Source organism: Micromonospora sp. RP3T (assembly GCF_003027925.1).
GTDB lineage: Bacteria > Actinomycetota > Actinomycetes > Mycobacteriales > Micromonosporaceae > Micromonospora.
The window spans coordinates 122,804-149,203 of the sequence record NZ_PYPS01000009.1; the positions used below are offsets into that span (position 1 = coordinate 122,804).

At 70.0% G+C, this 26,400-nt stretch carries 23 protein-coding genes and 3 tRNA genes; 15 read left to right on the forward strand and 11 right to left on the reverse strand.

Annotated elements, in window-relative coordinates; translation table 11 throughout:
• Positions 1-37: 37 nt before the first annotated feature.
• Complete coding sequence (locus tag C8054_RS10170) at positions 38-748, forward strand: glycosyltransferase family 2 protein (protein WP_107156509.1); 711 nt, start codon at positions 38-40, stop codon at positions 746-748.
• Between the two features lie 48 nt (positions 749-796).
• Here C8054_RS10170 and C8054_RS10175 read toward each other — a convergent pair whose 3' ends face one another.
• A complete protein-coding gene (locus tag C8054_RS10175) occupies positions 797-1,675 on the reverse strand; it encodes a transketolase family protein (protein ID WP_107156564.1) in 879 nt (292 codons plus the stop codon).
• Positions 1,676-1,683: 8 nt separating this feature from the next.
• Positions 1,684-2,367, reverse strand: a complete 684-nt coding sequence (locus C8054_RS10180; RefSeq protein ID WP_107156510.1) for a transketolase — start codon at positions 2,365-2,367, stop codon at positions 1,684-1,686.
• A 46-nt stretch (positions 2,368-2,413) separates the two neighbouring features.
• Between C8054_RS10180 and soxR the strand changes: the two genes are divergently transcribed.
• The gene (gene soxR, locus C8054_RS10185; protein ID WP_107156511.1) at positions 2,414-2,866 is read left to right on the forward strand and encodes a redox-sensitive transcriptional activator SoxR; all 453 of its coding nucleotides are present in this window, start codon (positions 2,414-2,416) and stop codon (positions 2,864-2,866) included.
• Positions 2,867-2,869: 3 nt separating this feature from the next.
• Here the strand turns inward: soxR and C8054_RS10190 are convergent, their stop codons facing one another.
• The gene (locus C8054_RS10190) at positions 2,870-3,844 is read right to left on the reverse strand and encodes an NAD(P)H-quinone oxidoreductase (RefSeq protein WP_107156512.1); all 975 of its coding nucleotides are present in this window, start codon (positions 3,842-3,844) and stop codon (positions 2,870-2,872) included.
• A 71-nt stretch (positions 3,845-3,915) separates the two neighbouring features.
• Between C8054_RS10190 and C8054_RS10195 the strand changes: the two genes are divergently transcribed.
• Positions 3,916-4,002: transfer RNA gene (locus C8054_RS10195), tRNA-Ser, on the forward strand.
• A 71-nt stretch (positions 4,003-4,073) separates the two neighbouring features.
• Positions 4,074-4,607: a YbhB/YbcL family Raf kinase inhibitor-like protein gene (locus C8054_RS10200; RefSeq protein WP_107156513.1), complete on the forward strand. Its 534-nt coding sequence runs from the start codon at positions 4,074-4,076 to the stop codon at positions 4,605-4,607.
• A gap of 88 nt (positions 4,608-4,695) precedes the next feature.
• Here the strand turns inward: C8054_RS10200 and C8054_RS10205 are convergent, their stop codons facing one another.
• Positions 4,696-5,400, reverse strand: coding sequence for a bifunctional 2-polyprenyl-6-hydroxyphenol methylase/3-demethylubiquinol 3-O-methyltransferase UbiG (locus C8054_RS10205; RefSeq protein WP_107156514.1), 705 nt, complete (start codon positions 5,398-5,400; stop codon positions 4,696-4,698).
• A 209-nt stretch (positions 5,401-5,609) separates the two neighbouring features.
• On the opposite strand from C8054_RS10205, the gene C8054_RS10210 reads away from it, so the two are divergent.
• Complete coding sequence (locus C8054_RS10210) at positions 5,610-7,379, forward strand: hypothetical protein (RefSeq protein ID WP_107156515.1); 1,770 nt, start codon at positions 5,610-5,612, stop codon at positions 7,377-7,379.
• A gap of 7 nt (positions 7,380-7,386) precedes the next feature.
• Here C8054_RS10210 and C8054_RS10215 read toward each other — a convergent pair whose 3' ends face one another.
• Positions 7,387-8,163, reverse strand: a complete 777-nt coding sequence (locus tag C8054_RS10215; RefSeq protein ID WP_107156565.1) for an IucA/IucC family C-terminal-domain containing protein — start codon at positions 8,161-8,163, stop codon at positions 7,387-7,389.
• A gap of 318 nt (positions 8,164-8,481) precedes the next feature.
• On the opposite strand from C8054_RS10215, the gene C8054_RS10220 reads away from it, so the two are divergent.
• Positions 8,482-10,014, forward strand: a complete 1,533-nt coding sequence (locus C8054_RS10220) for a peptide deformylase (RefSeq protein ID WP_107156566.1) — start codon at positions 8,482-8,484, stop codon at positions 10,012-10,014.
• Between the two features lie 116 nt (positions 10,015-10,130).
• Here the strand turns inward: C8054_RS10220 and C8054_RS10225 are convergent, their stop codons facing one another.
• Positions 10,131-11,252 carry a globin domain-containing protein gene (locus C8054_RS10225; RefSeq protein WP_107156516.1) on the reverse strand — a complete coding sequence of 374 codons (1,122 nt, stop codon included), beginning with the start codon at positions 11,250-11,252 and terminating at the stop codon, positions 10,131-10,133.
• Between the two features lie 122 nt (positions 11,253-11,374).
• Here C8054_RS10225 and C8054_RS10230 point away from each other — a divergent pair, with 122 nt between their 5' ends.
• Entirely contained in the window at positions 11,375-12,148 is a 774-nt protein-coding gene (locus tag C8054_RS10230) for a CPBP family intramembrane glutamic endopeptidase (RefSeq protein ID WP_107156517.1), read from the forward strand.
• Here the strand turns inward: C8054_RS10230 and C8054_RS32635 are convergent.
• Positions 12,109-13,710, reverse strand: a complete 1,602-nt coding sequence (locus tag C8054_RS32635; protein ID WP_233219566.1) for a hypothetical protein — start codon at positions 13,708-13,710, stop codon at positions 12,109-12,111. The genes C8054_RS10230 and C8054_RS32635 overlap by 40 nt on opposite strands.
• A gap of 135 nt (positions 13,711-13,845) precedes the next feature.
• Here C8054_RS32635 and C8054_RS10240 point away from each other — a divergent pair.
• From C8054_RS10240 to C8054_RS10265, 6 genes are all read left to right on the forward strand, one after another.
• Positions 13,846-13,936 (forward strand) — tRNA-Ser (locus tag C8054_RS10240).
• Between the two features lie 36 nt (positions 13,937-13,972).
• Positions 13,973-14,045: transfer RNA gene (locus tag C8054_RS10245), tRNA-Arg, on the forward strand.
• A gap of 386 nt (positions 14,046-14,431) precedes the next feature.
• A complete protein-coding gene (locus C8054_RS10250; RefSeq protein ID WP_107156518.1) occupies positions 14,432-15,970 on the forward strand; it encodes a class I SAM-dependent DNA methyltransferase in 1,539 nt (512 codons plus the stop codon).
• Entirely contained in the window at positions 15,967-17,136 is a 1,170-nt protein-coding gene (locus C8054_RS10255; RefSeq protein ID WP_107156519.1) for a restriction endonuclease subunit S, read from the forward strand. The genes C8054_RS10250 and C8054_RS10255 overlap by 4 nt, the downstream gene beginning before the upstream one ends.
• A gap of 44 nt (positions 17,137-17,180) precedes the next feature.
• Entirely contained in the window at positions 17,181-20,597 is a 3,417-nt protein-coding gene (locus C8054_RS10260) for a DEAD/DEAH box helicase family protein (RefSeq protein WP_107156520.1), read from the forward strand.
• A gap of 221 nt (positions 20,598-20,818) precedes the next feature.
• Positions 20,819-21,133 (forward strand): hypothetical protein, encoded by a 315-nt coding sequence (locus tag C8054_RS10265; protein WP_146179900.1) that lies wholly within the window; start codon positions 20,819-20,821, stop codon positions 21,131-21,133.
• 89 nt (positions 21,134-21,222) lie between these two features.
• Here C8054_RS10265 and C8054_RS31990 read toward each other — a convergent pair whose 3' ends face one another.
• Positions 21,223-21,552, reverse strand: a complete 330-nt coding sequence (locus C8054_RS31990; RefSeq protein ID WP_158273834.1) for a hypothetical protein — start codon at positions 21,550-21,552, stop codon at positions 21,223-21,225.
• Positions 21,552-21,815 (reverse strand): transposase, encoded by a 264-nt coding sequence (locus tag C8054_RS10275; RefSeq protein ID WP_306766807.1) that lies wholly within the window; start codon positions 21,813-21,815, stop codon positions 21,552-21,554. The genes C8054_RS31990 and C8054_RS10275 overlap by 1 nt, the downstream gene beginning before the upstream one ends.
• 452 nt (positions 21,816-22,267) lie before the next feature.
• Between C8054_RS10275 and C8054_RS10280 the strand changes: the two genes are divergently transcribed.
• On the forward strand, positions 22,268-22,855 hold the full coding sequence (locus C8054_RS10280) for an LmbU family transcriptional regulator (protein WP_199199669.1): 588 nt from the start codon (positions 22,268-22,270) through the stop codon (positions 22,853-22,855).
• Between the two features lie 199 nt (positions 22,856-23,054).
• Here the strand turns inward: C8054_RS10280 and C8054_RS10285 are convergent, their stop codons facing one another.
• Positions 23,055-24,083, reverse strand: a complete 1,029-nt coding sequence (locus tag C8054_RS10285; RefSeq protein ID WP_107156523.1) for a radical SAM protein — start codon at positions 24,081-24,083, stop codon at positions 23,055-23,057.
• A gap of 113 nt (positions 24,084-24,196) precedes the next feature.
• Entirely contained in the window at positions 24,197-25,075 is an 879-nt protein-coding gene (locus tag C8054_RS10290; RefSeq protein ID WP_107156524.1) for an alpha/beta fold hydrolase, read from the reverse strand.
• A 35-nt stretch (positions 25,076-25,110) separates the two neighbouring features.
• Here C8054_RS10290 and C8054_RS10295 point away from each other — a divergent pair, with 35 nt between their 5' ends.
• Positions 25,111-26,397: a macrolide family glycosyltransferase gene (locus tag C8054_RS10295; protein WP_107156525.1), complete on the forward strand. Its 1,287-nt coding sequence runs from the start codon at positions 25,111-25,113 to the stop codon at positions 26,395-26,397.
• The last annotated feature ends 3 nt before the right edge of the window (positions 26,398-26,400 follow it).

Consider the following 26,400-nt stretch of genomic DNA (forward strand, 5'->3'; position numbering starts at 1 on the left):
CTATGCCCCGACCTGCCGTCACCTCCATGGAGAACCCGTGAAGCTTTCGATCCTCATGCCGGTCTACAACGAGGAAGAACGCATCGCGGACGCCCTCAAGCAGGCGTTGGCGGTGGACTACCCGTGCGAGATAGAGCTGGTCGTCGTGGACGACGGCAGCCGGGACGGCACCGGCGAGGTGCTCGGCCGGGTGGACGACGCCCGGCTGCGGGTGATCACCCATCCGCGCAACGCCGGCAAGGGCGCGGCCATCAAGACGGCCGTCGACAACGCCGAGGGTGAATACATGGTCATCCTCGACGCCGACCTGGAGTACGACCCGCAGGACATCCCGCGCCTGCTGCAGCCGGTGCTCGACGGGCACGCCACCGTGGTCTACGGCAATCGCACGTTCGGCAGCCACAGCTCCTACAGCTTCTGGTACGTGATGGGCAACAAGGGCGTCACGCTGGCGGCCAACGTGCTCTACAACTCCTACATCGGCGACCTGGAGACCTGCTTCAAGCTGATGCCGTTGGCGCTCTACCGCTCGCTCCAGGTGCGTTCCCGGGGCTTCGGCATGGAGGCCGAGGTCACCGGCAAGCTGCTCCGCCAGCGCATCCGCCCCTACGAGGTGCCGATCAGCTACCGCGCCCGGGGCCGCGAAGAGGGCAAGAAGATCACCTGGAAGGACGGCGTCGAGGCGATCTGGATCCTGGCCCGCGAGCGCGCCCGCCGCCGCCCGGCCGGTCCCGCCGCCGCGCGCTGACCCGACGCACCGGAACCCCGCACCCCGGCGGTGCGGGGTTCCTTCGCGTCACGCGCCGAGGAACGCGTCGACGGAACGGCGCAGCCCGGCCGCGTCCAGCCCGTGCCAGCGGTCGTGGTCCGCCGGGCCGCCGTAGCGGCGCAGCTCCGTCCGGCCGACGCCGAGCGCGAGCAGCCGGTGCGGCCGGTCGGCCAGCGCGTCGGACACCACCCGGGTGGACGTGCCGGCCAGGTACGGCTCGACCAGGATCACCTCGCCGCCGGCCAGCGCCCGCAGCCCGGCCGTGTCGAACGGCCGGGGCCGGTGGGTGTACGCCACCGTGACCGGCAGGTCCGCCACCGCGTGCAGCGCCGCGTCCAGCACCGGCCCGACCGCCACCAGCAGCGGCGCGCCCGGCCCGGCGTCCCGGACCACCCGCAGGTCACCCGCCTCCGGGTACGCGGACGCGTTGCCCCCGGTCGACAGCCGCAGGTACGCCGGGTCGGTCCCGCACACCACGTCCCGCAGCAGCGGTCGCACCTCGTCCGGGTGACCCGGCACGTGCACGGTCCACCCGTCGAGCGTGTCGATCAGGCTCACGTCGGCCGGCGCGAGATGGGTCCGACCGGCCGCCGCCCGGTCGTACGAGGCGCCGATGCTGACCAGCACCGCGCCGACCCCCTGGTGGTCGAGATCCAGCTTGATCTGCTCGTACGCCCGCTCGACGAGGAACGGGGCGTAGCTGTGCACGATCGGCCGCTGCCCGGTCAACGCCAGCCCGCCGGCCACCCCGATCATGAGCTGTTCCCGGATCCCGACGTTGACCACCCGGTCCGGGTGGCGGGCGGCGGCCGGGGCGAACGCGGCGGCGGAGATGTCCGCCAGCACGAGCACGCTCCTCGGGTCCGTCAGCACCTCCTCGGCGCTGGTCACGAACGCGTCCCGCATGGTCATGGTCACTCCCCGTCGGTGACGGCCGCGACGACGACGTGCGGCCGGTGGTGGTCGTGCCCGGTCAGGGCGGCGTGCAGGGCGTCGTGGTCGTGGCCGTCCACGGTGGCGGCGGTCCACCCGTTGACGGTGAACCGGCTGGCGGCGCCACCCGGCCAGCCGTGCGTGGCGGAGCGGTTGTCCACCACGATCGCGGTCAGGTTGGCCAGGCCGGTCGCACCCGCGTACGCGATCGCCTCGTGGTTGGCGCCCTCGTCCAGTTCGGCGTCGCCGAGCAGCACGTACACCCGGGGGTCGGAGCGGCCCTGGGCCCGCAGGCCGAGCGCGGTGCCCACGCCCAGCCCGAGCCCGTGGCCGAGCGACCCGGAACCGATCTCCACACCCGGCACCAGCGTCCGGTCCGGGTGGTCGCCGAGCCGGCTGGCCGGCCCGCCCTGGTCGTCCAGCCACTCGACCGGCACGAAGCCCCGCGCGGCGAGCAGCGCGTAGTAGCCGGCGACCGCGTGCCCCTTGGAGAGCAGGAACCGGTCCCGGTCGGGGTCGGCCACGGTCGCCGGGGTGATCCGGAGCACCCGGTCGTAGAGCACGTGGAGCACGTCCAGCGTCGAGTACACGTTCGGGCCGAACTCGCGGCCGGCGCGGACCCGCTCCAGCAGCGCGGCCAGCTCGGTGGCGGTGGTCGTCGTCATGCCGATAGCCTCGAACCTCAACCGAACTTCACCTCAAGGTCCTGTGATGCACGAGGCAACGCTCACCATCGGCCAGCTCGCCGAGCGCAGCGGCGTGGCACCCTCCGCGCTGCGCTACTACGAGCGGCTCGGCCTGATCCACGCCGCCCGCACCGGCGGCAACCAGCGCCGCTACGCCCGCACCGAGCTGCGTCGGGTGGCCTTCGTCCGGATCTCCCAGCAGGTCGGCGTCTCGCTGGACGAGATCCGGGAGGCGTTGGACTCGCTGCCCGCCGGCCGCACACCCACCCCGGAGGACTGGGCGGCGCTCTCCCGGGGCTGGCGGGAGCGGCTGGACGAGCGGATCCGACTGCTCGGCAAGCTCCGCGACGACCTGGACGGCTGCATCGGCTGCGGCTGCCTGTCGTTGCAGCGCTGCACGCTCTACAACCCCGGCGACTCGCTGGCCGCCGAGGGCCCCGGCGCGCGCCTGGTGCTCCCGCGCGCCGACCCGGGCTGAGCGTCACCGCACCAGCAGCACCTTGCCCAGGTGGTCGCTCGTCTCCACCAGCCGGTGCGCGTCGGCGGCGTCCGCCATGTCCACCCTGGCGTGCACCACCGGCCGGACCCGGCCGGCCGCCACCAGCGGCCACACCTGCTCGCGTACGCCCCGGACGATCGCCGCCTTCTCGGCGAGCGGGCGGGAGCGCAGCGCGGTGGCGTGCACCGAGGCCCGCTTCGCCAGCAGCATCCCGAGGTCGAGTTCGCCCTTGCGCCCGCCCTGCATGCCGATCACCACGAGCCGGCCGCCGGTCGCCAGCGCCGCCACGTTCCGGGGCAGGTAGGACGCGCCCATGATGTCCAGGATCACGTCCGCGCCGCGCCCGTCGGTGACCCGGCGGACCTCCTCGACGAAGTCCTGCTCCCGGTAGTCGACGGTGTGCGCGGCGCCCAGCTCGCGCAGCCGCTCGTGCTTGGCCGCCCGCGCGGTCGCCACCACCGTCGCGCCCAGCGCCACCCCGAGCTGGATCGCGAACGTGCCGATGCCGCTGCCGCCACCGTGCACCAGCAGCGTGTCCCCCTCGGCCAGCCCGGCCAGGTCCACCACGTTCGACCACACCGTGCAGGCCACCTCCGGCAGCGCGGCGGCGTCGACCAGGTCCACCCCGTCCGGCACCGGCAGCAACTGCCCGGCCGGCACGGCGACCTGCTCGGCGTACCCGCCGCCGGTCAGCAACGCGCAGACCTCCTGGCCCACCGACCAGCCGGTCACGTCGGGACCGAGCGCGCGGACCGTCCCCGAGCACTCCAACCCGGGGTACGCGGACGCGCCCGGCGGCGGCGGGTAGTGCCCCTGCCGTTGCAGCAGGTCGGCCCGGTTGACGGCGCTGGCCCGCACCTCGACGACCACCTCACCGGGGCCGGGTTCGGGGTCGGGGACCTCCGCCCAGACGAGTGCCTCGGGTCCGCCGGGTTCCGTGATCGTGACAGCGCGCATGGCTCAGTCTTACCCGATGCGCCGTTCGTGGCAGACTAGGCGCGGTCGCGTACCCCTCGGGGAGCGCGCCGGGAGGGTTCGCCTAGTGGCCGATGGCGCTGGTCTTGAAAACCGGTAAGGCAGCGATGTCTTCGTGGGTTCGAATCCCACACCCTCCGCCGCCGTAATCGCCCGCAGCGGGGTAAGAAGGGGCGCAGAACATTTCGCGCACCCGGAAGGACCCGTTTCGATGACCCTGGAACGACCGATCGCCCCGGACCCGTACGAGCTGCTGCCGACCGTGCCGTCGTTCGACCTGACCAGCGACGACGTGCACAACGGCGAGCCGATGGACGCGCGGTACGCGCACGGCAGCGCCGGCGGTGGGAACGTCTCGCCGCACCTGTCCTGGTCGGGCTTCCCGGCGGAGACGAAGAGCTTCGTGGTCACCTGCTTCGACCCGGACGCGCCGACCGGCAGCGGTTTCTGGCACTGGGTGCTGGTGGACGTGCCCGCCTCGGTCACCGAGCTGCCGGCCGCGGCGCGGGAGGCCGACCTCGGTGGCGCGTTCAGCATCCGCAACGACTACGGCGACACCGGCTACGGCGGTGCCGCGCCGCCGCCGGGGGACCGTCCGCACCGGTACGTCTTCGCGGTGCACGCGGTCGACGTGGAGCGTCTGGACGTCGGCAAGGAGGCGAGCCCGGCCTTCGTCGGCTTCAACCTCGCGTTCCACACGCTGGCCCGCGCGGTGATCCGTCCCACCTACCAGGTCAAGGACTGAACCGGGTGTAAGGCGGGGGCCCTTCTTAACAGGTGGATGTTAAGAAGGGCCCCCGCCTATACCGGAAGCGTTAAGCGGGGGCCCCGCCTCACACCCGGGCCACGGCGAAGACGGACTGGCCGAACGGGGGGCGGATGCGCTGCTCGGCGGCCTTGGTGGCGGGCAGCACCAGCGTGTCGTAGACCTTCACCATCGGGCCCTCCTTCGGCATCAGCCGGAAGACCTTGGTGGCCATGAAGTAGCCGATCAGGCCGAGCGCGTTCGCGTAGTGGATCTTTTCCACGGTGAGGCCGGCGTCGGTCATCGCGGTGGCGAGCGTCTTCTTGGTGTAGCGCCGCACGTGGCCGGTCGCGATGTCGGCGGGGCCCATGGCGAACTGGAACGCCGGCACGATGATGATCACCGCACCACCGGGCCGGACCAGGTCGCGCATGCTGCGCAGCGCGCCCACGTGGTCGTCGATGTGCTCCAGCACGTTGTACGACACGGCGGCGCTGTAGTCGCCCCGCTCGGTGTGCGGCAACAGCATCTGCCGGACCTCGACGCCGGGGTGCTCGGACAGCCGCTCCTTGAGCTTGACCAGCCGGTCCGGGTCGGCCTCGGTGGCCGTGATGCGGGGGATGTGCTCGGACCAGGCGAGCGCGTAGTCACCGAGGCCGCTGCCGATCTCGATGGGGTTGTCACCGAGGTAGGGCACGGCCAGTTCGACGAACCACCGCCGGTGGTTGACCGCCGTGGCCAGGCCTTCGAGCACCTCCGCCTGGACGCGCTGATCCCCAGTGATTTCTGCCATGCGTCGATTCCTCACGATATGACTGACCCGCGCCTGGACCGTTCAGAGTCAACCATCTGAATGGCCGGCGGGAAAATCGGGGGCACCGCGCTGGCCGAATTGCGGTCGGGTGGGGCACGTGATCGGCGGTCGGCGAACCCGGCACATAGTACGCGAGTCCTCGGAATATGTCACCTGGCCGTCATACAATGACTACGCTCTGAAATGTCATGACTACTCCCCAGCCGGGCGTGGACCCACGGCGAGGACGGCGGATCGACGCCCTCGCCGTGCTCAGCTTCGTGCTGCTCGCGCTCTGGGTGACCGCCCGGCTCTGGATCGATCCGGCCAACGGCGTGCGGGACAATCGCACCGACCAGGCGCAGTTCGAATGGATGATGGCACACGGTGCGCGTGTGGTCACTCATTTCGCCTATCCGTTCACCTCGGACCGGATGAATGTGCCGGACGTCGTCAATCTCATGGGGAACACGTCCGTATTATCCGTTTCCTTGCCCCTGTCGCCGATAACGGTGTTCTTCGGGCCGCGATGGTCGTTCCTCATTTTTCTCACGCTCGGTCTGGCCGCCACCGGTGCCGCCTGGTATTTCCTGCTCTCCCGCGTGGTCGTCGGCGCCCGGGGTCCGGCCTGGCTGGGTGCCGGCTTCTGCGCGTTCGCGCCGGCCATGGTGTCGCACGCGAACGCCCACCCCAACATCGTCAGCCAGTTCGTGGTGCCGCTGATCGTCTGGCGGACGCTCCGGCTGGCGCAGCCCGGCCGCTGGCTGCGCAACGGGTCACTGCTCGGCCTGGTGATCGTCTGGCAGGCGTTCCTCAACCTGGAGATCCTGCTGATGACCGCGCTCGGCCTGGGCGGGGTGGTGCTGGCGCTCGTGCTCGGCCGGCCCGCGCTCCGGTCGGCGGCCCGGCCGTTCGCCGCCGGGCTCGGGGTGGCCGCCGTCGTGGCCGGGGTGCTCCTGGCGTACCCGCTGCATGTGCAGTTCGCCGGCCCCGGCGCGTACTCCGGGCTCTCCACGCTGATCCGGGGCTACTCCACCGACCTCGCCGCCTACCTGGCCTGGGCCCGGGAGTCGGTGGCCGGCGATGCCCGGGGCAGCGCGCCGCTGGTCAAGAACGCCACCGAGGAGAACGCGTTCTTCGGCTGGCCGCTCGTGGTGCTGGTGGTCGCGCTGGTCTGGTGGCTGCGCCGGGACGCGCTGGTGCTCGGGCTGGCCGCGGTCGGTGTGGTCTTCGGTCTCTTCTCGCTCGGTCGGGAGATCCGGTTCGACGGGCGGGAGACCGGCATCCCCGGGCCGTGGGCCGCGCTGGAGAACCTGCCGGTCCTGCACGCGGTGGTGCCCACCCGCTGGTCGCTCGCGCTCACCCCGATCATCGGCGTGCTGCTCGCGCTCGGTGTCGAACGGGTCCGACTGCTGGCCCATCGGCACCCGGCCGCCCGGGGACAGCTCCGGTTCGCCACCGGCACCGTGCTCGCCATGGCGCTGCTGCCGATCCTGCCCACCCCGCTGCCCGCGACGCGGCTGGACCCCACCCCGGCGTTCGTCACCTCCGGGGCGTGGCGGCCCTACGTGGCGGGTGGGCGGAGCATCGTCACGCTCCCGCTGCCCGACACCACCTACGCGGTCCCGTTGCGTTGGTCCGCCGAGACCCGGCTGGACATGCCGCTGGCCCGGGGCTACTTCCTCTATCCGGACACCCGACCGGGCGCCGACCGGGTCGCGCTCTTCACCGCGCCGCCGCGCCCCACCAGCACGTTCTTCGAGACGGTACGGCGTACCGACGCGGTGCCGCCGATCACTGGGCAGGACCGGGTGGACGCCGTGGACGACCTGCGGTACTGGCGGGCCGGGGCGGTGATCCTCGACCCCCGGCTGCGGCCGGCGGAGTCGCTGCGCCGGGCGATGACCGAGCTGACCGGGATCACCCCGACGCGTACCGGCGGGGTGTGGCTGTGGGACGTGCGCCCGCTCATCGACTGACCGACTGTCAGCGGACGCAGCAGCCCTGGCAGACCTTCGGCCGGGGCAGCGTGAAGGCCAGGCAGCAGGTGCGCCGCTGCACGGTCGGCTCGCCGGTCGGGCCGGGCACCAGGTCGACCAGGTCGGCCAGGTCGAGCGCGTCGAGCAGCGTGCCGACGGCCACCGTGGTCGGGCCGGGCAGCGCGTCCGCCGCGCGCAGCAGGCCGTGCGCGATGCCGGAGGCCACCGAGCCGAGCAGCGTACGGGTGCCGATCCGGACCTCGCGCTGGATGGCGGTGATCAGCGGGGCGAAGTGCGCGTCGAGCAGCGTCGCGCGCAGCGCGCCGAGCAGTGCCGCCTCGTCGGCGACGACCCGGACGCCGGGCGCACCGGCCAGTGCCAGCGGGTCGCCGGGCAGCACGGCCACCGTGGTGGAGCCGCGCAGCCCCAGCGTGAGCAACTGGTGGTGGTCCTCGAAGTGCACCAGCACGTCGGCGGGATCGAGCAGCGGCACCCGCCGCGCCGAGGCCCAGCCGAGCACGGCCGGCAGCGCGGTCCAGTAGCTGTAGGACTTCCAGGCGAGCGCGGCGCAGGCGTGCGGGGTGCCGCCCCAGCGCCGGCCGGCGGCGGCCAGGAAGCCGGGGAGCAGGGTGCCGTCGATCAGGCGGGTGGCCGGGGACCAGCGGTCCAGCTCGTCGCGGACCAGCAGGCCGGGGGCGAGACCGGGCAGGTCGTCGGTGCCGAACATGGCGCGCAGCGTCGCGGTCACCGGGGCGAACGGGGTGGCGACGTCGCGCCCCGGCATCACCGCAGTCACCTGGCCGTCCCCCGTCCGGTAGCCCGTCGGCCGACGCGTGCCGTCGACCGAAGCTAAGGCTAGCCTAACCACACTCCCGGACGGAGGGAAGTGGCACCACGGGCTTGATGGGGAGGTCCCGGTCACTCCGTCGCCGTCGTGTACTACCCGGCGGGGTGGGCGGAAAACGCCGGCCGGAGGGGCTCGCCGGGCCGCGCAAGCATCGACGTCTGCCGCTGAATTGTCAAGGTGACTGTCGAATACGAGGCAGTTTCCGTACACGTTCGGCCACGAAACGTGAAGATGGTCTTCCCGCGTACGAGGAAGCTGATGACCTCACCGATCGAGCGTGCCGCCGAGTCCTTCGCGGTCGAGCTCGCCCGGCACCGCACCGGGCGAGGGCTGTCCAAGAAGCAGCTGGCGACGCTGATGGGCTTCGACCCGTCCTACGTCAGCCACGTCGAAGGGCGCCGGCACCGGCCCACCGAGGACTTCGCCCGCCGGGCCGAGGCCGTCCTGGAGGCCAGCGGCGCGATCTGGCAGCGCTTCCGGGAGTACGACGAGCTGCGGCACAGCCGGGCCACCGGGACGCACCGCGATCCACCCGTCCCCGGCCAGTGGCTGCCCCCCGGCACCGGCCTCGTGGTGGAACGCGAGGTCGCCACGCTCACCCACACCGGCGACGGCTACCACTGCACGATCCGCCGGGAGCTGTACAACGCCGGCACCGAACCGGTCACCCGCTACCTGGTCCGGGTCGCCGTCGACCGCTACCCGAACGACCCGGGCCGCTCCAACCGGCACCACCGCGAGCACCCGCTCACGTTCGCCGAGCTGCAACTCACCGCGTACCGGGACGACGGCAGCGGACGCGAGCCGATGCACTGGCGGGCCAAGCACGACCGGGACGCGTTCAAGGAGATCTGGCTGCTCTTCGAGAACGACGAGGGCCGCTTCCCGCTCTACCCGGGCGACCGGGTCACCATCGAGTACGCCTACCGCGTCGGCCGGGACAAGTGGGGCCCCTGGTTCCAGCGCGCCGTACGCCTGCCCACCCGGCACCTCGCGGTCCGCCTCGACCTGCCGGCGGAGCTCGACCCCAAGGTGTGGGGCGCGGAGACCTCACTGTCGGCGGAGGAGGGCCCGCTGCGGACCCCGATCCAGCAGACCCGCGACGCCGACCGGGTGATCTACGAGTGGGGGACCGACGACCCGCCGCTGAACGCCCGCTACCGGATGCAGTGGCGGTTCCGCAGCCCCACGCCGGACACCGAACCGGACAGCACGCCCGCCGGGGAGACCCGGGTGCGGGCCAGCGACCGGATGCGCGCGGTCGGCATCGTGCAGCGCGGCGACGACCTGCTCCGGCAGCCCGCCCGCCAGTTCGACCTGCCGGCCGAGGAACGGCACGCCCGGCAGGTGGTCGACCGGCTCGCCGGCATGCTGGCCCGCCTCGACGAGCTGCACCCGTTCAGCAAGGGCGTCGGCCTGGCCGCGCCGCAGCTCGGGATCGGCTGGGCCGTCGCGCTGGTCCGCCCCGCCGACCGGGCGGCCGAACCGGTCGTGCTGCTCAACCCACGGGTGGTGGACGCCACCACCGAGACCGACGAGCAGTACGAAGGCTGCCTCTCCTTCTTCGACCACCGCGGCCTGGTGCCCCGGCCGCTGCGGATCGACGTGGAACACGCCCAGTGGGACGGCAGCCGCGTCATCACGTCCTTCGAGTACGCGATGGCGCGTCTGGTCGCGCACGAGATCGACCACCTGGAGGGGCGGCTCTACGTCGACCGGATGGCACCCGGCGTGCCCCTGGTGCCGGTGGAGGAGTACCGCGAGACCGGCACCCCCTGGCGCTACTGAGAAGAGCTCCGGCACGCGGGCTGGTTGCCGCCTGGCCCGCGTACCGGGAAACGGGGGGCCGGGTCGCGTGCCCCAGGGGGCGGGGGCACGCGACCCGGCTTGGGGGGAGTGGGGCTCTACAGGGTGCCGAACGTGTCGTAACGGATGTGGTCCGGCGGGACGTCGTCGGCGGCGAGCGCCCGCAGGGTCGCCCGGACCATGGCGGCCGAGCCGGAGACGTAACAGTCGTGCGTGGTCCAGGGCCCGTACCGGGTGACCACCTCGGAGACGTCGCCGAGTTCACCGGCGAAGTCCGGGTCGGCGCTGCACGCCGGCGTCACCGACAGCCAGGGATACGCCGTCACCAGCTCCTGGAGGCCGGGCAGCCCGTACAGCTCGTCCGCGTGGCCGGCGCCGTAGAAGACGTGCACCCAGCGGGTGCGGTTGACCCGGGTCAGCTCCTCCACCAGCGCCTTGATCGGGGCCAGCCCCACCCCGCCCGCCACGCAGAGGATGTCCCGGGTGGAGTCCGGGTCCAGCGTCATCGAGCCCATCGGCGCGGCCAGCCGCAGCAGGTCACCCGGCCTGGTCCGGCGCACCAGCGCACCGGACACCCAACCGGCGGCCCCGGCCGGCGTACGGACGTGGAACTCCAGCACGTTCTCCTCGTTCGGGGCGTTCGCCACCGAGTACGTCCGCCACGTGCGCGGCAGGTAGCGGGGTACCTCCACGCTGACGTACTGGCCGGCCTGCCAGGTCAACGGATCCTGCAACGCCCGCACGGTCAGCACCGCGGTGTCCGGGCCGTGCCGTTCGTGCGTCAGCACCTCCGCGTGCCAGAACGGCGGGCTCCCGTCGGCCTCCGCGCCGGCGAGCATCCGCTCACTGATGCTCGCGTACGCGTCCCGCCACGCCTGGTCGTACTCCAGGCTCCAACCGTCCCCGGCGACGGTGCGCAGGCCGTCCAGCAGCGCGACGCCCAGCGTCGCGTAGTGGTCCGCGGTGACGTGGTACTTCCGGTGGTCCCGGCCCAGCCCGCGCAGGTACTCGTCGAACGCCTCCGGGTCGTCCGCCGTCTGAGCGGCCGTCACGATCGCCTCCAGCAGTCGGTCGCGCTGCCCGCTCATCTGCACCGGGAAGAGCTTGCGCAGCTCCGGGTCGAGCAGGAACATCCGGGCGTAGAAGTGGCCGCAGAGCCGCTCCCCGTGCTCCTCGACCAGGGCCCAGCTCTCCTTCAACAGCCGCGCGACGTTCTCCACAGGGGCTCGCTCCTTCTCCGGACGGGCGGATCGGCCCGGATAGAATGTCCACGGAGCGTGTATGCCGGTCGCACACAATGTGCGACCGGCTCATTTGCCCGGCGAAGTGGTTTCATGGTCCGGTGACGGTTGACGAGCCGGCCCGGCCGGTCTCCCGCCGGGTGCTGGGCACCGAGACGCTGCTCGTGCTCGGCCTCTCCCTCGGCCAGTCGGCCGTGTACGCGCTGGTCTCGCTGATCGCGAAGCTGACCGCGTCGGGCGGGTTGTCGAAGCAGACCGCCGCGCTGAACACGTCCAGCTCGGCCCGGCCGTACCTCGACCTCACGTACCAACTGCTCGGGATCGTCTTCGCGCTGCTGCCGGTGCTGCTCGCCGTACACCTGCTGGCGCGTGACCCCGGTGACCCGGCGCGGACGCTCGGCGTCGACCTGACCCGGCCCGGTGCGGACCTGGCCCGGGGCGCGGGCCTGGCCGCGCTCATCGGCCTGCCCGGGCTGGCGCTGTTCTGGGCGGCGGCCCAGCTCGGGGTGAACGCCACGCTGGTCCCGGCCGCGCTGCCGGACCTGTGGTGGGCGGTGCCGGTGCTGATCCTCGCCGCAGTGCAGAACGCCGTGCTGGAGGAGGTGATCGTGGTCGGCTACCTGATCACCCGGCTGCGGCAGCTCACCTGGCGACTCGGCGCGGTCGTCGCGACCAGCGCTGTGCTACGCGGCTCCTACCACCTCTACCAGGGCTTCGGCGCGTTCCTCGGCAACGCCGTGATGGGCGTGATCTTCGGGCTGTTCTACCTGCGCACCCGCCGGGTGGCCCCGCTGATCGTCGCGCACACGCTGCTCGACGTGGTCGCCTTCGTCGGCTACGCGCTGCTGCCGAGATCCTGGTTCGACTGGCTCTGACCGGCGCGCCGGTACCGGGCGACCGCCCGGGCGGCGACCCGCTCCGCCGCGGCCGTACCGCCGATCGCCGCCGCCAGCACCGCCGCGCCCGGCAACAACCGCGCCGCCAGTCGCAACCCGAGCCAGCCGCCCGCCTGCGCCGCGACCGGCGTGGCCAGCCGCCAGGCCGCCTCGGCGGTCCGACCCCACGGCCCGTCCGCCGGGACGTCCACCGCCCGGGCCGCCGCCAACGCCGCCCGCGCGGCCCCGTCGTCCGGGTGCACCGACGTCAGCACCAGCAGCTCGGCCGCCCGGTCCGGATGCGCCGGGTCCCGCCCGTACGCGGCCGCCACGTGCAGCACCAGGTTCGCCTGCGTCCAGAGCACCGCGGCCAGCTCGGCGGCCGGCGCGAACACCCCGGCCCCCGCAGCCAGCGCGCCACCCGTACCGGCCATCCGGACGAACCGCCGGGTCGCCAGCCGGGCCACCCCGTCCGCGTCCGCCGCCGGGTAGGCCGACCGGACCTGCTCCACCCAGCTCCGGGCCCGCGGCCCGAGCGCGTCCACCGCGGCCAGGGCCAGCAGCTCCGGTGCGAACCCGGGGTGGTCGCGCAGGCGCGGCCCCACCGCCTGCCAACCCGCCACCGGGGTACGCGGGCCCGCCGCGTCCGGTGCGCCGGCCACCTCCGTGCCCGACAGGTGCCGTCCGGCCGGTTCGTGGTCGCTCCGCCCCCGCTCGGGCCGCTCGGATGGCGTCGGCTCGGATGCGGTCGGCTGGGGCTCGATCGGCTCGGATGTGGTCGGCTGGTGCTCGGCCGGCTCGGGTGCGGTCGGCTGGTGCTCGGCCGGTGCCGGCGTGGTGGCGCGCTTCGTGGGGCTGGTCTTCGCCGCCGGGGCGGTCTTCGTGCCCCGTCGGGCCCGGACCGGCCGCGGGGCGGCCCCGGCCGCGTCCACCGCCGTGTCGGGCGCGCCCGACGGGGACTGGTCCGTCCGGTCCGGCGCGGTGAACTCCGGTGCGACGGTCGTCTTCCGGCTGGTGGCGGGCGCCTTCCGAGCGGTCGGCGCGGTCTTCTTCGCGGCCTTCTCGGCGGGGGCACGACGCGCCCGCTTCGGGGCCGCCCCGCCCACGGGAGTGGCGGTGACGGGCGGCGTGTCGTCCGGCGCCCCTTCGGCCGGTTCCGGCGTACGCACCGGCACGTCGGATGCCGGCGTCGGGTCGGCCGTCCCCGGTGCCGTGGGGAGGTCGGTCGTGGCCGGGTCAGTGGCCGGCGTACCCGAAGCGGGGGTCTCCGGTGCGGCCGGTTCGCCGGCCGACGGCCCCGGACCGGTCGTGGCCGGCTCGGCGGCCGGTCGCGGACGCGGGGCTGGCGGGTCGTCGGCCGGCGTCGGCGGCTGGAAGAGGACGCTCGGCGCGGCCCCGCGCGTCCGCCTGCGGGGCGGCGTGGCGTTCGTCTCGTCGCCCGCGTCCGTCGACGGCGGTTCCGGGGTCGGCGGCGGGCTGAAGGTCGGTCGGGGGGAGCGGCTCCGCCGGGCCTTGGCGGGGGGCTCGCGACGGGGCGGATCGCTCGGCGGCTGCTCCTGCATATCGATGGAGCGTAGTCGGGGACGTGACCTGGCACACGGCGGCGACGCGGTGGGTTCGGCGGGGTGCCGGTATCCGCTTTGCCCCCGACGGGTGTGGACCTGTATTCTCGGGCGCGGTGACCTCCGGGCCACCGAGGAGACTTCGCCTAGTCTGGTCTATGGCGCCGCACTGCTAATGCGGTTGGGGTTTTAAAGCCCCTCCCGGGTTCGAATCCCGGAGTCTCCGCGCGAAAGCCGGTTGTGTAGACTGGCCGAGCACCAGGCGCCCGTAGCTCAATGGATAGAGCATCTGACTACGGATCAGAAGGTTAGGGGTTCGAGTCCCTTCGGGCGCACAACGCTGAGCAGGGAAAATGCCCCTCCATCCATCGATGGAGGGGCATTTTCGCGTGCCCCCCGGGGGGCACGCACGCCACTGGCGCCAGTTGCTCGTAACGGAGAGTCACCAAGTGGACCGTTCCTGCAGCGTGGGGGTGGTCGGACACTGGCGGCGTGCAGTGCGTTGGAAGTAGTTGGACACCGGTGGCGCGCCTGCCCACGAGTCAGATGCTCGGGGGGTCACTGCTCCAACTTGCCGTACCCCACCCTCGCCGCCGAGCGATTAGCCTCGCTGCTGCTCCGGCGTGCGGAGTCTTCGCCCCAACGCCCGATCCCGCCCGGCGGAGATGCGGGACTAACCTAGGTCCACTTGGCAGTACGACGGGGTGGGGACCGAAGCTACGTGATCACCGGTGAACTGAAGAGCAAGATCGACCGCGTCTGGGATGCCTTCTGGTCGGGTGGCATCTCGAACCCGTTGGAGGTAATCGAGCAGATCACCTACCTGCTCTTCATCAAACGACTGGACGACCTGCACACCCGTGAGGAGAACAAGGCGAACCGGCTGGGCAAGCCGATGGACCGCCGGACCTTTCCCGAGGGCCGCGACGAGCAGGGGCGGAAGTACGACGACCTGCGCTGGTCGAACTTCAAGAGTGCCGCTCCGGCCGAGATGTTCGAGATCGTCGGCGAGCGGGTGTTCCCGTTCCTGCGGACGCTTGGTGGCGACGGGTCGACGTACTCGCACCACATGAAGGACGCCCGGTTCACCATCCCCAACCCGGCGCTGCTGTCCCGCGTGGTCGACATGCTCGACGACATCGACATGGATCAGCGGGATACCAAGGGCGACCTCTACGAGTACATGCTCAGCAAGATTGCCACGGCTGGGCACAACGGACAGTTCCGCACCCCGCGGCACATTATTCAGCTCATGGTCGAGATGACCGCCCCAATGCCGTCGGACGAGATCTGCGACCCGGCCTGCGGGACCGCTGGCTTCCTGGTGCAAGCGGGAGAGTACGTCCGCCGCACCCACCCTGACACGCTCTTCGATGCGGGGCAGCGAAAGCACTTCCACGAGAGCATGTTCCACGGCTTCGACTTCGATGGCACGATGCTGAGGATCGGCAGCATGAACATGCTGCTGCACGGTGTGGAAAATCCGGATATCCGCTACCGAGACTCCCTGGCCGAGAACGTCAGCAACGAGTCGGAGAAGTACTCACTGATTCTGGCCAACCCGCCCTTCGCCGGCAGCCTAGATTACGAGAGCACATCGAAGGACCTCCAGCGGGTTGTCAAGACGAAGAAAACTGAGCTGCTCTTCCTCGCCCTCTTCCTGCGGTTGCTCAAGCCAGGTGGTCGTGCAGCGGTCATCGTGCCGGACGGCGTCCTTTTCGGCGCGACCAAGGCCCACAAGGAGTTGCGCCGGATGCTGGTCGAGGATCAGAAGCTCGACGCCGTTGTCAGGCTTCCCGGTGGCGCCTTCCGGCCCTACGCCGGAGTCTCTACCGCAATCCTGCTTTTCACCAAGACCAACAGCGGCGGCACCGACAACGTCTGGTTCTACGAGGTAACCGCCGACGGCTGGAGCCTCGACGACAAGCGGTCCCCCTTGCTGCCGCCCGAGAAGCTTGGGCCGGTGCCGGACGTGGCCTTAGCCGAGGACGAGCACGCGAAGAACAACCTTCCGGATGCATTGGCGCGGTGGCTTCAGCGTGACAGCGACGAGTTGCAGCGGGCGCGGACCGAGCAGAGCTTCTGCGTACCGAAGGCCGACATCGTCGAGCAGGGCTACGACCTGAGCCTTAACTGCTACAAGGAGGTCGTGCACGAGCAGGTCGAGCACCGCTCGCCGCTGGCTATTCTGGCCAACCTGGAACGCTTGGAGTCCGAAATCCAGCAGCGCATGGCGGACCTGAAGGCGATGCTCGGATGAGCGGCTGGACGTCGGCACCCCTCGGCGAGATCTGCGAGATTAACGTCGGTCGCACTCCATCTCGGAACCGCAGGGACTACTGGGGCGAAGGGGCTCCTTGGCTGTCGATCGCTGACATGAACCAAGGGCGCAACCTGATTAGCACGAAAGAACAAATTACGCAGCTGGCAGTTGCGGAGGCAACTGGTCGTCCCGCCGAACCAGGGACAGTCCTGCTCAGCTTCAAGCTGAGCATCGGGAAGGTAGGCATAGCTGGCGTACCGCTATTTACGAATGAGGCAATTGCCGCACTACCTATCCGGCAACCTGATCGAATTCTCCCGGAATTCTTGTACTGGGCCCTCCGCGCGCTCGACCTGACGAGCAACTCGAGCCGGGCGGCGATGGGAGAAACCCTGAACAAGGCGAAACTCCGACTCGTGCAGGTCCCGCTGCCGCCCCTGAATGACCAGCGGAGAATTGTGGAGGTGATGGACCGGGCGGACGAGTTGCGCGCCAAGCGCCGCGAAGCCCTCGCCCACCTCGACGAGCTCGCCCAGTCGATCTTCCTCGACATGTTCGGCGACCCGGCCACGAACGGGCGCGGGTGGGTCACGTCAACCGTAGGGGCAGTGGCTGAGCAGGTGACGGATGGCGAACACCAAACACCCAAGCGCTCGGATAGCGGAATCAAGTTGTTGTCTGCGCGCAATGTGCGAGATGGGTGCCTGGAGTTCGGTAATGTCGATTACATCCAAGTCGATGAGTTTGAGCGAATCCGCAAGCGGTGTGAACCGAGGCGGGGCGATATATTGATTTCGTGCTCCGGCACGATCGGTCGGGTTGCGGCGGTCGACACCGATGAACCTTTCGCGCTCGTGCGGAGCGTTGCCTTGGTTCGACCGGTTAAGGAGTTGCTCCTTTCCAGGTTCCTTGAGGCTTATCTGCAGACGCCTGCCATGAAAGCTAGAATGCTGCGCAGCGCAAAGGCGTCGAGTCAGGCGAACCTCTTCCAGGGGCCCATTCGGGCGCTCCCTGTCTTCCTTCCACCTCTCGAGTTGCAGCAGGAGTTCCAGGCACGAACTTCGGCAATCGCCGAGATCAAGGCGGCCCATCACGCAGGGCTCACCGAACTGGATGGGCTGTTCGAGTCGTTACAAGATCGGGCCTTCCGGGGGTTGCTCTGACGTGAGAAGATCGAGGGCTGTCGACTGTGGGGGTTGGCGCTCCGATGAGCAACTTCGCGTTCCTGCGGGCTGAGTGGCCCGTACTGTTTGACGAGGCTCTGCGGGCTGAGCGGCTGGCTGTCGCCGACCCGCGAGCCTCGTGCTTCTACGCCCGGCGCACGCTCGAACTCGCCCTGGCGTGGCTTTTCGAGGCTGACAGCACGCTCACCAAGCCGTACAAGGACGACCTATCGGCGATGATCCACGAGCCGTCGCTGCGCAACCTGGTGGGCAACGGCCTGCAGGCGAAGATGAACATCATCCGCAAGCAGGGCAACACTGCCGTCCACAAGAGCACGCCGGTGACGCCGAAGGAGGCGGTGCCGGTCGTCCGCGAGTTGTTCCACGTCATGTACTGGATCGGCCGGCACTACACCCGCGACCAGGCCAAGGTCCCGGCCAGCGCGCTGGCCTTCAACCCGGACCTGATCCCGCGGCCGGTCCCCTCGCAGGTTCGGCAGCAGACGCAGGCTGAGCTGAAGGCGCTGGCTGACAAGCTCGCCGCCCAGGACGCGGCGCTGGCGGCGGAGCGGGAGAAGTCGGCCACCCTCGACGCTGAGTTGGCGAAGCTGCGCGCCGAGATCGCCGCCGCGAAGGCCGCGAACGAGGCGCGCCCGGATGACCACGACTACGACGAGGCGCAGACCCGAGACCTCTACATCGACCTCATGCTGCGGGAGGCCGGCTGGCCGCTCGACCGCCCGGAGGACCGCGAGTTCAAAGTCACCGGCATGCCCAACGCCACGGGCACCGGGTACGTCGACTACGTCCTGTGGGGTGACGACGGCAAGCCGCTCGCGGTGGTCGAGGCCAAGCGCACCCGCCGCGACGCCACCGTCGGCCAGCAGCAGGCCAAGCTGTACGCCCACTGCCTGGAGCAGCGGTACGGCCAGCGCCCGGTCATCTTCTACACCAACGGCTACGAGACCTGGCTCTGGGACGACACCGCCTACCCTCCGCGCCCGGTCCAAGGCTTCTACACCAAGGAGGAACTCCAGCTCCTGATCCGTCGCCGCGACACCCGCAAGCCACTCGCTGACGTGGCCATCAAGCAGGAGATCGTCGAGCGGTACTACCAGCACCGGGCGATCCGAGCCATCGGCGAGGCGTTCGAGACGCAGCGGCAGCGCCAAGCGCTCGTCGTGATGGCCACCGGCGCTGGCAAGACCCGCACCGTGATCGCCCTGGTCGACCTGCTGATGCGGGCCAACTGGGTCAAGCGGGTGCTGTTCCTCGCCGACCGCAACGCGCTGGTCAGTCAGGCGGTCAACGCGTTCAAGGCGCACCTGCCCGACGCGGCGACGGTCAACCTGGTCACCGAGAAGAACACTGAGGGCCGGGTGTACGTCTCGACGTACCCGACCATGATGGGCCTGATCAACGAGACCGCGAGCGGTGAGCGGCGCTTCGGGCCCGGCTACTTCGACCTGGTCATCATCGACGAGGCGCACCGCTCGGTCTACCAGAAGTACCGGGCGATCTTCTCCTGGTTCGACAGCCTCCTGGTCGGGCTCACCGCGACCCCGCGCAACGAGATCGACCGCAACACCTACAGCCTGTTCAACCTCGAAGACGGCGTACCCACCGACCACTACGACCTCGACGACGCGGTCAACGAGGGCTTCCTCGTCCCGCCGCGCGCGGTCTCCGTACCGCTGAAGTTCCAGCGCGACGGCATCCGCTACGACGACCTCACCGAGGAGGAGAAGGACACCTGGGACGCCCTCGACTGGGGTGAGGACGGGCCGCCGGACAGCGTCGACCCGGACGCGGTCAACAAGTGGCTGTTCAACGCCGACACCGTGGACAAGGTGTTGGAGACGTTGATGACCCACGGCCACCACGTCGCGGGCGGCGACCGGATCGGCAAGACGATCATCTTCGCCAAGAACAACGCCCACGCCGACTTCATCCAGAAGCGGTTCGACCTCGCGTACCCGATGCACCGAGGCCACCTCGCCCGGGTCATCACCCACAAGACCGAGTACGCCCAGAGCCTCATCGACGACTTCTCGGAGAAGGAGAAGGACCCGCACATCGCGATCTCGGTGGACATGCTCGACACCGGCATCGACGTACCCGAGGTCGTCAACCTGGTCTTCTTCAAGATCGTGCGGTCGAAGTCGAAGTTCTGGCAGATGATCGGCCGCGGCACCCGGCTCTGCAAGGACCTCTACGGCCCCGGGCAGGACAAGCAGGACTTCTTCATCTTCGACTTCTGCCAGAACTTCGAGTACTTCAACCACAACCCGAAGGCGGCCGAGGGCACGCTCGGCGAGTCGCTGACCGAGCGGCTTTTCAAGGCCCAGCTCGAACTGATCTACCGCCTCGACCAGCGCCTCCCCTCCGACGCAAACGCGGAGGAAGAGGCCGACGGGACGCAGAGCGAAGCGGCGCTGCGCTGGGACCTCGCCCGCAACCTCCACCGCCGGGTGGAAAACATCCACCTCGACAACTTCGTCGTCCGCCCCAAGCGGCGCCTGGTGGAGTACTACGTCGACTTCGAGCACTGGCACCGGCTCACCCCTGAGGCCGTGGACGAGATCGGCGGAAACCTCGCCGGCCTGCCCACCGCCGTGAAGGACGAGGACGAGGCGGCCAAGCGCTTCGACCTGCTGGTGCTGCGCCTGCAGCTCGGCCAGCTCGACGTGGAACCCGCCTACGACCGGCTACGACGGCAGGTGCAGGACATCGCCTCGACGCTGCTGGAGCAGACCAGCATCCCGGCGGTCCGGGAGCAGCAGCAGCTCCTCGACGAGGTAGCCGGCGACGAGTGGTGGCAGGACGTCACCCTGCCGATGCTGGAGCTGATGCGCCGCCGCCTCCGCGGACTGGTCAAGCTGATCGAGAGGTCCAAGCGGGCCATCGTCTACACCGACTTCACCGACGAGCTGGGCGAGATCTCCGTCGTCACGCTGAACGACATCAAGATCGGTACGGACTTCGAGCGGTTCCGTGCGAAGGCCCGGGTGTACCTGCGCGCCCACGAAGACCACCTGGCGTTGCAGAAGCTGCGCCGCAACAAGCAGCTCTCCCCGACCGACCTCGATGAGCTGGAACGGATGCTGGCGGCCAGCGGCGGCGGCACCGAGAACATCGACGAGGCCCGCCGCTCGGCCCACGGGCTCGGCCTGTTCATCCGGTCGCTGGTGGGCCTCGATCGGGAGGCGGCCACCGAGGCGTTCGGCGAGTTCCTCGCCGGCCGCACATTGACCGCGAACCAGATCAACTTCGTCAACCTGATCATCACCCACCTCACCCAGAACGGCGTCATGGAGCCCGCGCGGCTCTACGAATCCCCGTTCAGCGACATCGCCCCGCACGGGCCGGACTCGATCTTCCCGTCCGCCGACGTCGACCGCCTGATCACCATCCTCAACTCCGTCCGAGACACCGCCACCCCCGCAGCCGAAGTGGCCTAGCCAGCCGAAGAGATGCCGCTGGTCCGAGGAAGCTCTCGGAGGATCAACGTGGCCCGCAAGCGGGGTGCCGGCCCGAACCCGGTCCTGCTGGCGACCTTTCGGCCGGCATCGGCCGGGTTGCCCAGCCACGCTGACGGCCGGCGGGGGTTTTGTCCTTCTCAGCGGTAGGCAGCTGCACAAGAATGAGACGTGAGTGGGCCGGAAGTTGTTCGGAGGTGGCCATGAGCATGAGTGATGAAGAGGCGCTGCGGTTGGCGGACGAGCCGGTGACCGCCTGGACCAACGTCGAGGTGGTGTACGAGCGCCGCCCGGCGGTGTTTGTGTTCCCGGTGCGGCTCGGCCCCGCCGATGGCATGTGGGTGGCCAAGGAGGCCGACCGCCGCGGCGTCAACCCGTCGGAGATGATCGAGTTCCTGGTGAGTCAGGCGCGCCGAGCGGCAGAAAGCTCGCCAACAGATCAAGGTGTGGGCGACGGACCTGGACCGCAGGAACCGTGCCCCCCGGGGGGCACCGTGGGGGACGGAACTGCGGTCTAGCGTCACGTTCCGTCGACACTGCTACATACCGAATCCGGACATACCTACATAACTGCAGGTCACGCGCACTCTCTCCTGATGACTACGGATCAGAAGGTTAGGGGTTCGAGTCCCTTCGGGCGCACTTCACGATCAAGGCCGCGACCAGCGTAAACACCGGTTGCGGCCTTGATTCTTTCCCAGGATGTGCCGTGATTCCCCACGATGTGGGAGCGACCACCACCGTCCTGCGCAGCCTGGCCCGCCGCGTCCTGGCGCTCACCGACGAGGCCCGCGCCCTGCAACAGCAGATGAGCGCCACCATCACCGCCTGCGCACAGCTGCTCGAGCAGCACGGCGTCGGTTCCGACACCGCCGGGGCGCTGCTCATCACCGCCGGCGACAACCCCGACCGGCTGGCCAACCAGGTTCCCCCTCATCACCGCAGCCCGGCCACCAGCGACAATGCCGAACCCGGCGATTTGACAACCATAGGGGCGTCATCACGCTCCATCGCCAACTCGGCGTTCTCCCGCCGCAACCTGACCAGCTCGGCCCGCTCATCCTCGGACAGCCCACCCGCAGCGGGCTCACCCCGAGCTTCGCGGTCCTTCCTCACCCAGTTCGCGAGAGCCCCGTCGTTGATCCCCAGGTCACGCGCGACCTGGGCGATCGGCTTCCCGGTCTCGCGCACGATCCGCACCGCTCCTGCGCGGAACTCCGGATCGAACCGGCGTCTCGTTCTCAGCCATGAACCCCTATCTCTCAAGTCCTGGCCTCCACGCTACGAGGGGAACCGCAGCTCGGCTTCACCGCCGTCGATGCAGGTCGGCTCGTACCGGCTGACCGTGTTCTCCAGCCTTCCCAAGGGGACGTAGCCCTCGGGCACGCGTACAGACAGTCGCCCGCTGCTCCGACCGCGGCAACTCGCGAACGCTTCGCTTCGCTGCGGAGTCCGCCAACCGCCGGGACGAGTTCCCGCCGCATAAGAACCAAAGCCCCACAAGCAAGTACCAAGTGGACAAGCAGGATGCCCACAAGTGTCACTGATGGAAGCACTTCGATCAGTGTGTCCCCTCGGATAGGCTTCCTTGCAGTTGGTAACAGATCCAAAACGGGGAGTGAATCTACGTGGTTAGCGCCAGGAAAACGGCCATGGAACGGGGCAACGAAGGCACCGGAATCTTGACAACGCGGACAGGCCTGGTCATACCCTCCGACCTCGCCTTCGACGACTGGGCCGACGCCGGCTTCCGGATCAGTCGGCTGGTCGACTCCTTCGCGTGGTGCCTCGGCGACTGGTTGATCTACGGGCAGGAACGCTACGAGCGCAGATACGCCGAGACCGTGGAGCGGGTTGGCCTGGAATACCAGACGTTACGTAACTATGCCTGGATCGCCCGCAAGTTCCCCATCGGTCGCCGCCGTGAGGAGCTGAGCTTCCAGCACCACACGGAGGTGGCCGCGTTGCCGGAGCCCGAACAGGACCACTGGCTCGACCTGGCAGCCGAAAAGGGATGGTCGCGTAACCGACTGCGGATCCAGTTGCGCAATCACCGACGAGCCGCCCAGCGCGCTGACCGGAAGGCCGCCGAGTTGCCCCGGGTCCGGGTGTCGACGGACCGGATCGACACCTGGCAGAAGGCCGCCACCGAGTTGAACACCTCGTTGGACGCCTGGATCGTGCAAGCCCTCGATCGGGCCGCGGCGCAGGCCCTTGGCGCGACCGGCGGCCAGCGGTAGCACCCATGAAGGGCGTCGACGGCGTGGCGGGGTGAGACAGGGCGAGACCTCCGGCGAGGCGTGGGGCGCCGACGTCCACACCGAAACCGGAGGTCTCAATACCCGCCGACGTTCACGGCCGGCGCCCGCAGCACGCCCGGTCGACGCGCTGCGCCGGCATTCAGCGGCTTTCCTGCGCCGCCGCATCCTGCTCGCGACGTCAGGACGCGACCGCTGCCGCGGGCCGCAAATCGTGGGTCCGGCACATCACGTCGAACGAGTCCGGTGTCGACCTCGCGTTGTCGACGTCGGCCAGAATCGCGGTCACCCGCTCGGTCAACTGCTCATCGCTGAGGTCAGGATGCAGCAGGTTGCCGAGGTCCTCCCGGTCACTCGGGCAGGTGGTCAGCCACCCCTCCACGGAGTGTTTGATGCCGTAGATGCCCTCCTGGCAGTAACTGGCACAGCCTTCACACTTGGGCGCGCGCATCGTGGCGCTGTAGGAGTCCTTGAGGCGCACGCTGAAGCCGTTAGCGTCGTACCAGTAGAAGCGGCATCCGAACCGCTCCTGGATCTCCGGCTCGCCATAGCGGTCGGTCAGCAGTTCGAGGACCTTGTCGGTAGGCAGGTAGTCCTCCTGCCACTCGGCCCGCCGGCTCGGTGAGTAGTAGAAGTCGAGCAGGCTCAGGTGCACTGGTGAGCGCGCGTCGGACACCAGGTCGGCGACAAAATCGATGGTCTGGTCCAAGACGTCACGGGTGCGACGCATCAGGACCGCGTTAAGAGCAAGGGGCACACGTTCGCTGATCGCCCACTGGATCGATTCGGTCGCGTGGGCGTACGCGAAGCGGCGGCCGGTGATCTGCAGGACGTCGGATTGCCGCACGCTGTCCAGCGAGATCTTCAGCAGATCGATGTGCCGGCTCACCGCGTCGGCGATCTTCGGCAGGCGGGCGCCGTTGGTGGTCAACTCCACCCGTTCGTACATGGGGCGGACCGCCTCGATGATGTCACCCAGGTCTGGGCGCAACGTCGGCTCGCCACCGGTGAACGAGATGCCGCCAATGCCGGCCGAAGCGATCGCCGCAGCGTTGCGCAAGTATTGCTCAGTGGTCAGTTGCTGTCCGGCGTACCTCGCCGGTACACGATTTTCCATCCCCTCTTCGACCGGGCAGTAACGGCAGACCAGATCGCATTTCGGCCAGACCGAAGCGCGCACGTAGACCGGGTCTTTCTGAGGTTTCTGCATTCGTCTCTCCCAGCACTTGTGAAGAGGGTGATGAGCATGCGCCGAACACCCTTCCAAGGGGGTGGGCAATTGCCGGGCGCCGATTCCTATCCTGGGGCCTCGACGTGGTCGACTCAAGGCGGGGGAGGTCCGAACCGATGTCCCGCCGGCGAGACGAATCCGGCGACCTGAACCGCGATCTGCGGAGCCACGAGCGGATGTATCAAGTGAGCCATGTCGGCGAGGGTGACGCGGCGGGAGGTAGGAATGGACGCGGTCAGAATGGCCGCACAGGGTGGCGGATTAACCGGGTCGCAGGACCCCTCCAGCACCAGTGTGGGCACCCGCACGCGGGCGAGTTCCGGGCGGCGGGCCAGTCTGCCGGGATCGGCACGGACGTGCGGGCCCAGTAGCGGTCCGGCCGGCCCTCGTGCGGCGGCGGCACGACGCTCCAGCCGGCGGTAGGCGTTCTCGGCGAAGGGCAACCGCGGCCCGTTGAGCAGCCGCCACTGCTCAACTTTCCACTCCACCACCTCCGCAGGGTCGCGAGCCTCCGCCAGGCCTCGCCACACCCGGGCCAGCGCGGGCGACGGGCCCGGATGGTCGGACGGCCGAGCGCCGGGCATCGGCAGCGCCGCAGCGCAGAGCAGGACGGCCGAGGCCACGCGGTCGGCGGCGTCCAGCAGGAGAAGCTGGGTCAGCTGCGCGCCGAGCGACGTGCCGACCACGGTCGCGCGGGAGATGCCGAACGCGTCGAGCACGGCGACCGCGTCGGTGGCGAGGACGGTCACCGGGTACGGGTCCCGGTCGAAGACCCGGGTCGAACGGCCGGTGTCGCGATGGTCGTAACGCAGGACCCGGTGATGGTGGGTGAGCTGCGACACCAGGCCGTCCGGCCAGCTCGACCCGGCGGCATTCGCCCCCGCGACCAGCAGCACGACGGGCCGGCCGGCCGGCCCGTCCAGCCGTGCGTACAACTGAATTCCGGGGGCGACGTCGACATATTTTTCCATTTCTCTCCTCGGTCGGGAATGGTTGTTCGTAGGGCATGCGGCGATACTGGACCGAAGATATCGAATTCCTCCGCCACGGCGAGCCGAACATCCGGGAGATTTCCATGAGAAAGATCGCCGACGAGCGGGTCGGCCGGCACCTGCTTTTTGTGTGCCTTCCCGCAGACGGCCATGTGAATCCGACACTGCCGTTCGCCGCCGAGCTGGTCCGTCGCGGCCATCGGGTCACCTACGCGACCAGTGATCGATTCGCCGCCGCAGTGACGGCAACCGGGGCAGAATTCCTGCCGATCGGGTTCGCGCTGCCGCCGGGCACTCCGACGGCGGACAGCGGACCGACTCGATACGTCGAAAGAATGCGCCTCTACGCCGACCTCGTCGAGAACGGATACCAGGCGCTGTATCAGTGGGCCGTCGCGCACGGACCGGACAGCGTCTGTTACGACATGTCGACGCCGCCGGGCCGGATGATTGCGGAGCGCCTCGGCCTGCCCGGGATCCGGATGTTGCCGACGATCGCCGGCAACGAGCACACCCGGGCACAGTTCCAGGCCGCCGGCATGAGCGGCCCGGAGCGCGCCGCACTGCGACCGGTCTGGCGGGACATGCGCCGCCTGGCAATGCAGCACGGCGTCAACACCGCCGCGGTGATGATGGCGGAGCCCACCCCCGGGTTGAACATCGTGTTCCTGCCTCGGGCCTTCCAGCCGGCCGGTGAGACCTTCGCCGACGATTTCGTGTTCGCCGGACCGAGCGCGATGCCCGCCGGCACGGACGACGGCTGGCAACCACCGCCGGGCGAGGCGCCCCTGGTGCTGGTCGCGCTCGGCACCGCGTCGAACCGTCCGGAGGTGTACCGGGCCGCGCTGGGCGCGTTCGGCACCGCCGACTGGCGGGTGGTGCTGGCCGTCGGTGAGCATCTCGACGTCGCGGCTCTCGGGCCGATCCCCGAGGGCGTCGTCGTCGCGCCGGTGGTGCCCCAACCGGCCGTCCTGCGCCACGCGGATGTCTTCGTGTCGCACGGCGGGATGAACTCGGTCATGGAGTCCCTGCTGGCCGTGGTGCCCACCGTCGTCGTGCCCGAGCGCCCGGAGCAGAAGGCCAACGCGGCCCGGGTGGCGGAACTCGGCCTCGGTCGCCGGCTCACGGCGGGAGAACTCTCCGCGAGCGCGTTACGGGACGCCGCCACCGCCCTGCTCGGCGACTCCCCGGAGCGCGCCGCCGTACGCGGCTTCCGCGACCGGCACCTCCGCGGCGACGGGGCGATCGTCGCGGCCGACGCGGCCGAGGCCTTCCTCGCCCGACGTGCGGTCGCTGTCTGAGCC

What these genes read in the sequence shown, in the direction of transcription:
- C8054_RS10175 (WP_107156564.1), bottom strand. Translation starts at nt 1,675, where the DNA reads ATGCGGGACGCGTTCGTGACCAGCGCCGAGGAGGTGCTGACGGACCCG.
- C8054_RS10180 (WP_107156510.1), bottom strand. Translation starts at nt 2,367, where the DNA reads ATGACGACGACCACCGCCACCGAGCTGGCCGCGCTGCTGGAGCGGGTC.
- soxR (WP_107156511.1), top strand. Translation starts at nt 2,414, where the DNA reads ATGCACGAGGCAACGCTCACCATCGGCCAGCTCGCCGAGCGCAGCGGC.
- C8054_RS10190 (WP_107156512.1), bottom strand. Translation starts at nt 3,844, where the DNA reads ATGCGCGCTGTCACGATCACGGAACCCGGCGGACCCGAGGCACTCGTC.
- C8054_RS10200 (WP_107156513.1), top strand. Translation starts at nt 4,074, where the DNA reads ATGACCCTGGAACGACCGATCGCCCCGGACCCGTACGAGCTGCTGCCG.
- C8054_RS10205 (WP_107156514.1), bottom strand. Translation starts at nt 5,400, where the DNA reads ATGGCAGAAATCACTGGGGATCAGCGCGTCCAGGCGGAGGTGCTCGAA.
- C8054_RS10210 (WP_107156515.1), top strand. Translation starts at nt 5,610, where the DNA reads ATGACTACTCCCCAGCCGGGCGTGGACCCACGGCGAGGACGGCGGATC.
- C8054_RS10215 (WP_107156565.1), bottom strand. Translation starts at nt 8,163, where the DNA reads ATGCCGGGGCGCGACGTCGCCACCCCGTTCGCCCCGGTGACCGCGACG.
- C8054_RS32635 (WP_233219566.1), bottom strand. Translation starts at nt 13,710, where the DNA reads ATGCAGGAGCAGCCGCCGAGCGATCCGCCCCGTCGCGAGCCCCCCGCC.
- C8054_RS10255 (WP_107156519.1), top strand. Translation starts at nt 15,967, where the DNA reads ATGAGCGGCTGGACGTCGGCACCCCTCGGCGAGATCTGCGAGATTAAC.
- C8054_RS10260 (WP_107156520.1), top strand. Translation starts at nt 17,181, where the DNA reads ATGAGCAACTTCGCGTTCCTGCGGGCTGAGTGGCCCGTACTGTTTGAC.
- C8054_RS10265 (WP_146179900.1), top strand. Translation starts at nt 20,819, where the DNA reads ATGAGCATGAGTGATGAAGAGGCGCTGCGGTTGGCGGACGAGCCGGTG.
- C8054_RS31990 (WP_158273834.1), bottom strand. Translation starts at nt 21,552, where the DNA reads ATGAGGGGGAACCTGGTTGGCCAGCCGGTCGGGGTTGTCGCCGGCGGT.
- C8054_RS10280 (WP_199199669.1), top strand. Translation starts at nt 22,268, where the DNA reads ATGGAACGGGGCAACGAAGGCACCGGAATCTTGACAACGCGGACAGGC.
- C8054_RS10285 (WP_107156523.1), bottom strand. Translation starts at nt 24,083, where the DNA reads ATGCAGAAACCTCAGAAAGACCCGGTCTACGTGCGCGCTTCGGTCTGG.
- C8054_RS10290 (WP_107156524.1), bottom strand. Translation starts at nt 25,075, where the DNA reads ATGGAAAAATATGTCGACGTCGCCCCCGGAATTCAGTTGTACGCACGG.
- C8054_RS10295 (WP_107156525.1), top strand. Translation starts at nt 25,111, where the DNA reads ATGCGGCGATACTGGACCGAAGATATCGAATTCCTCCGCCACGGCGAG.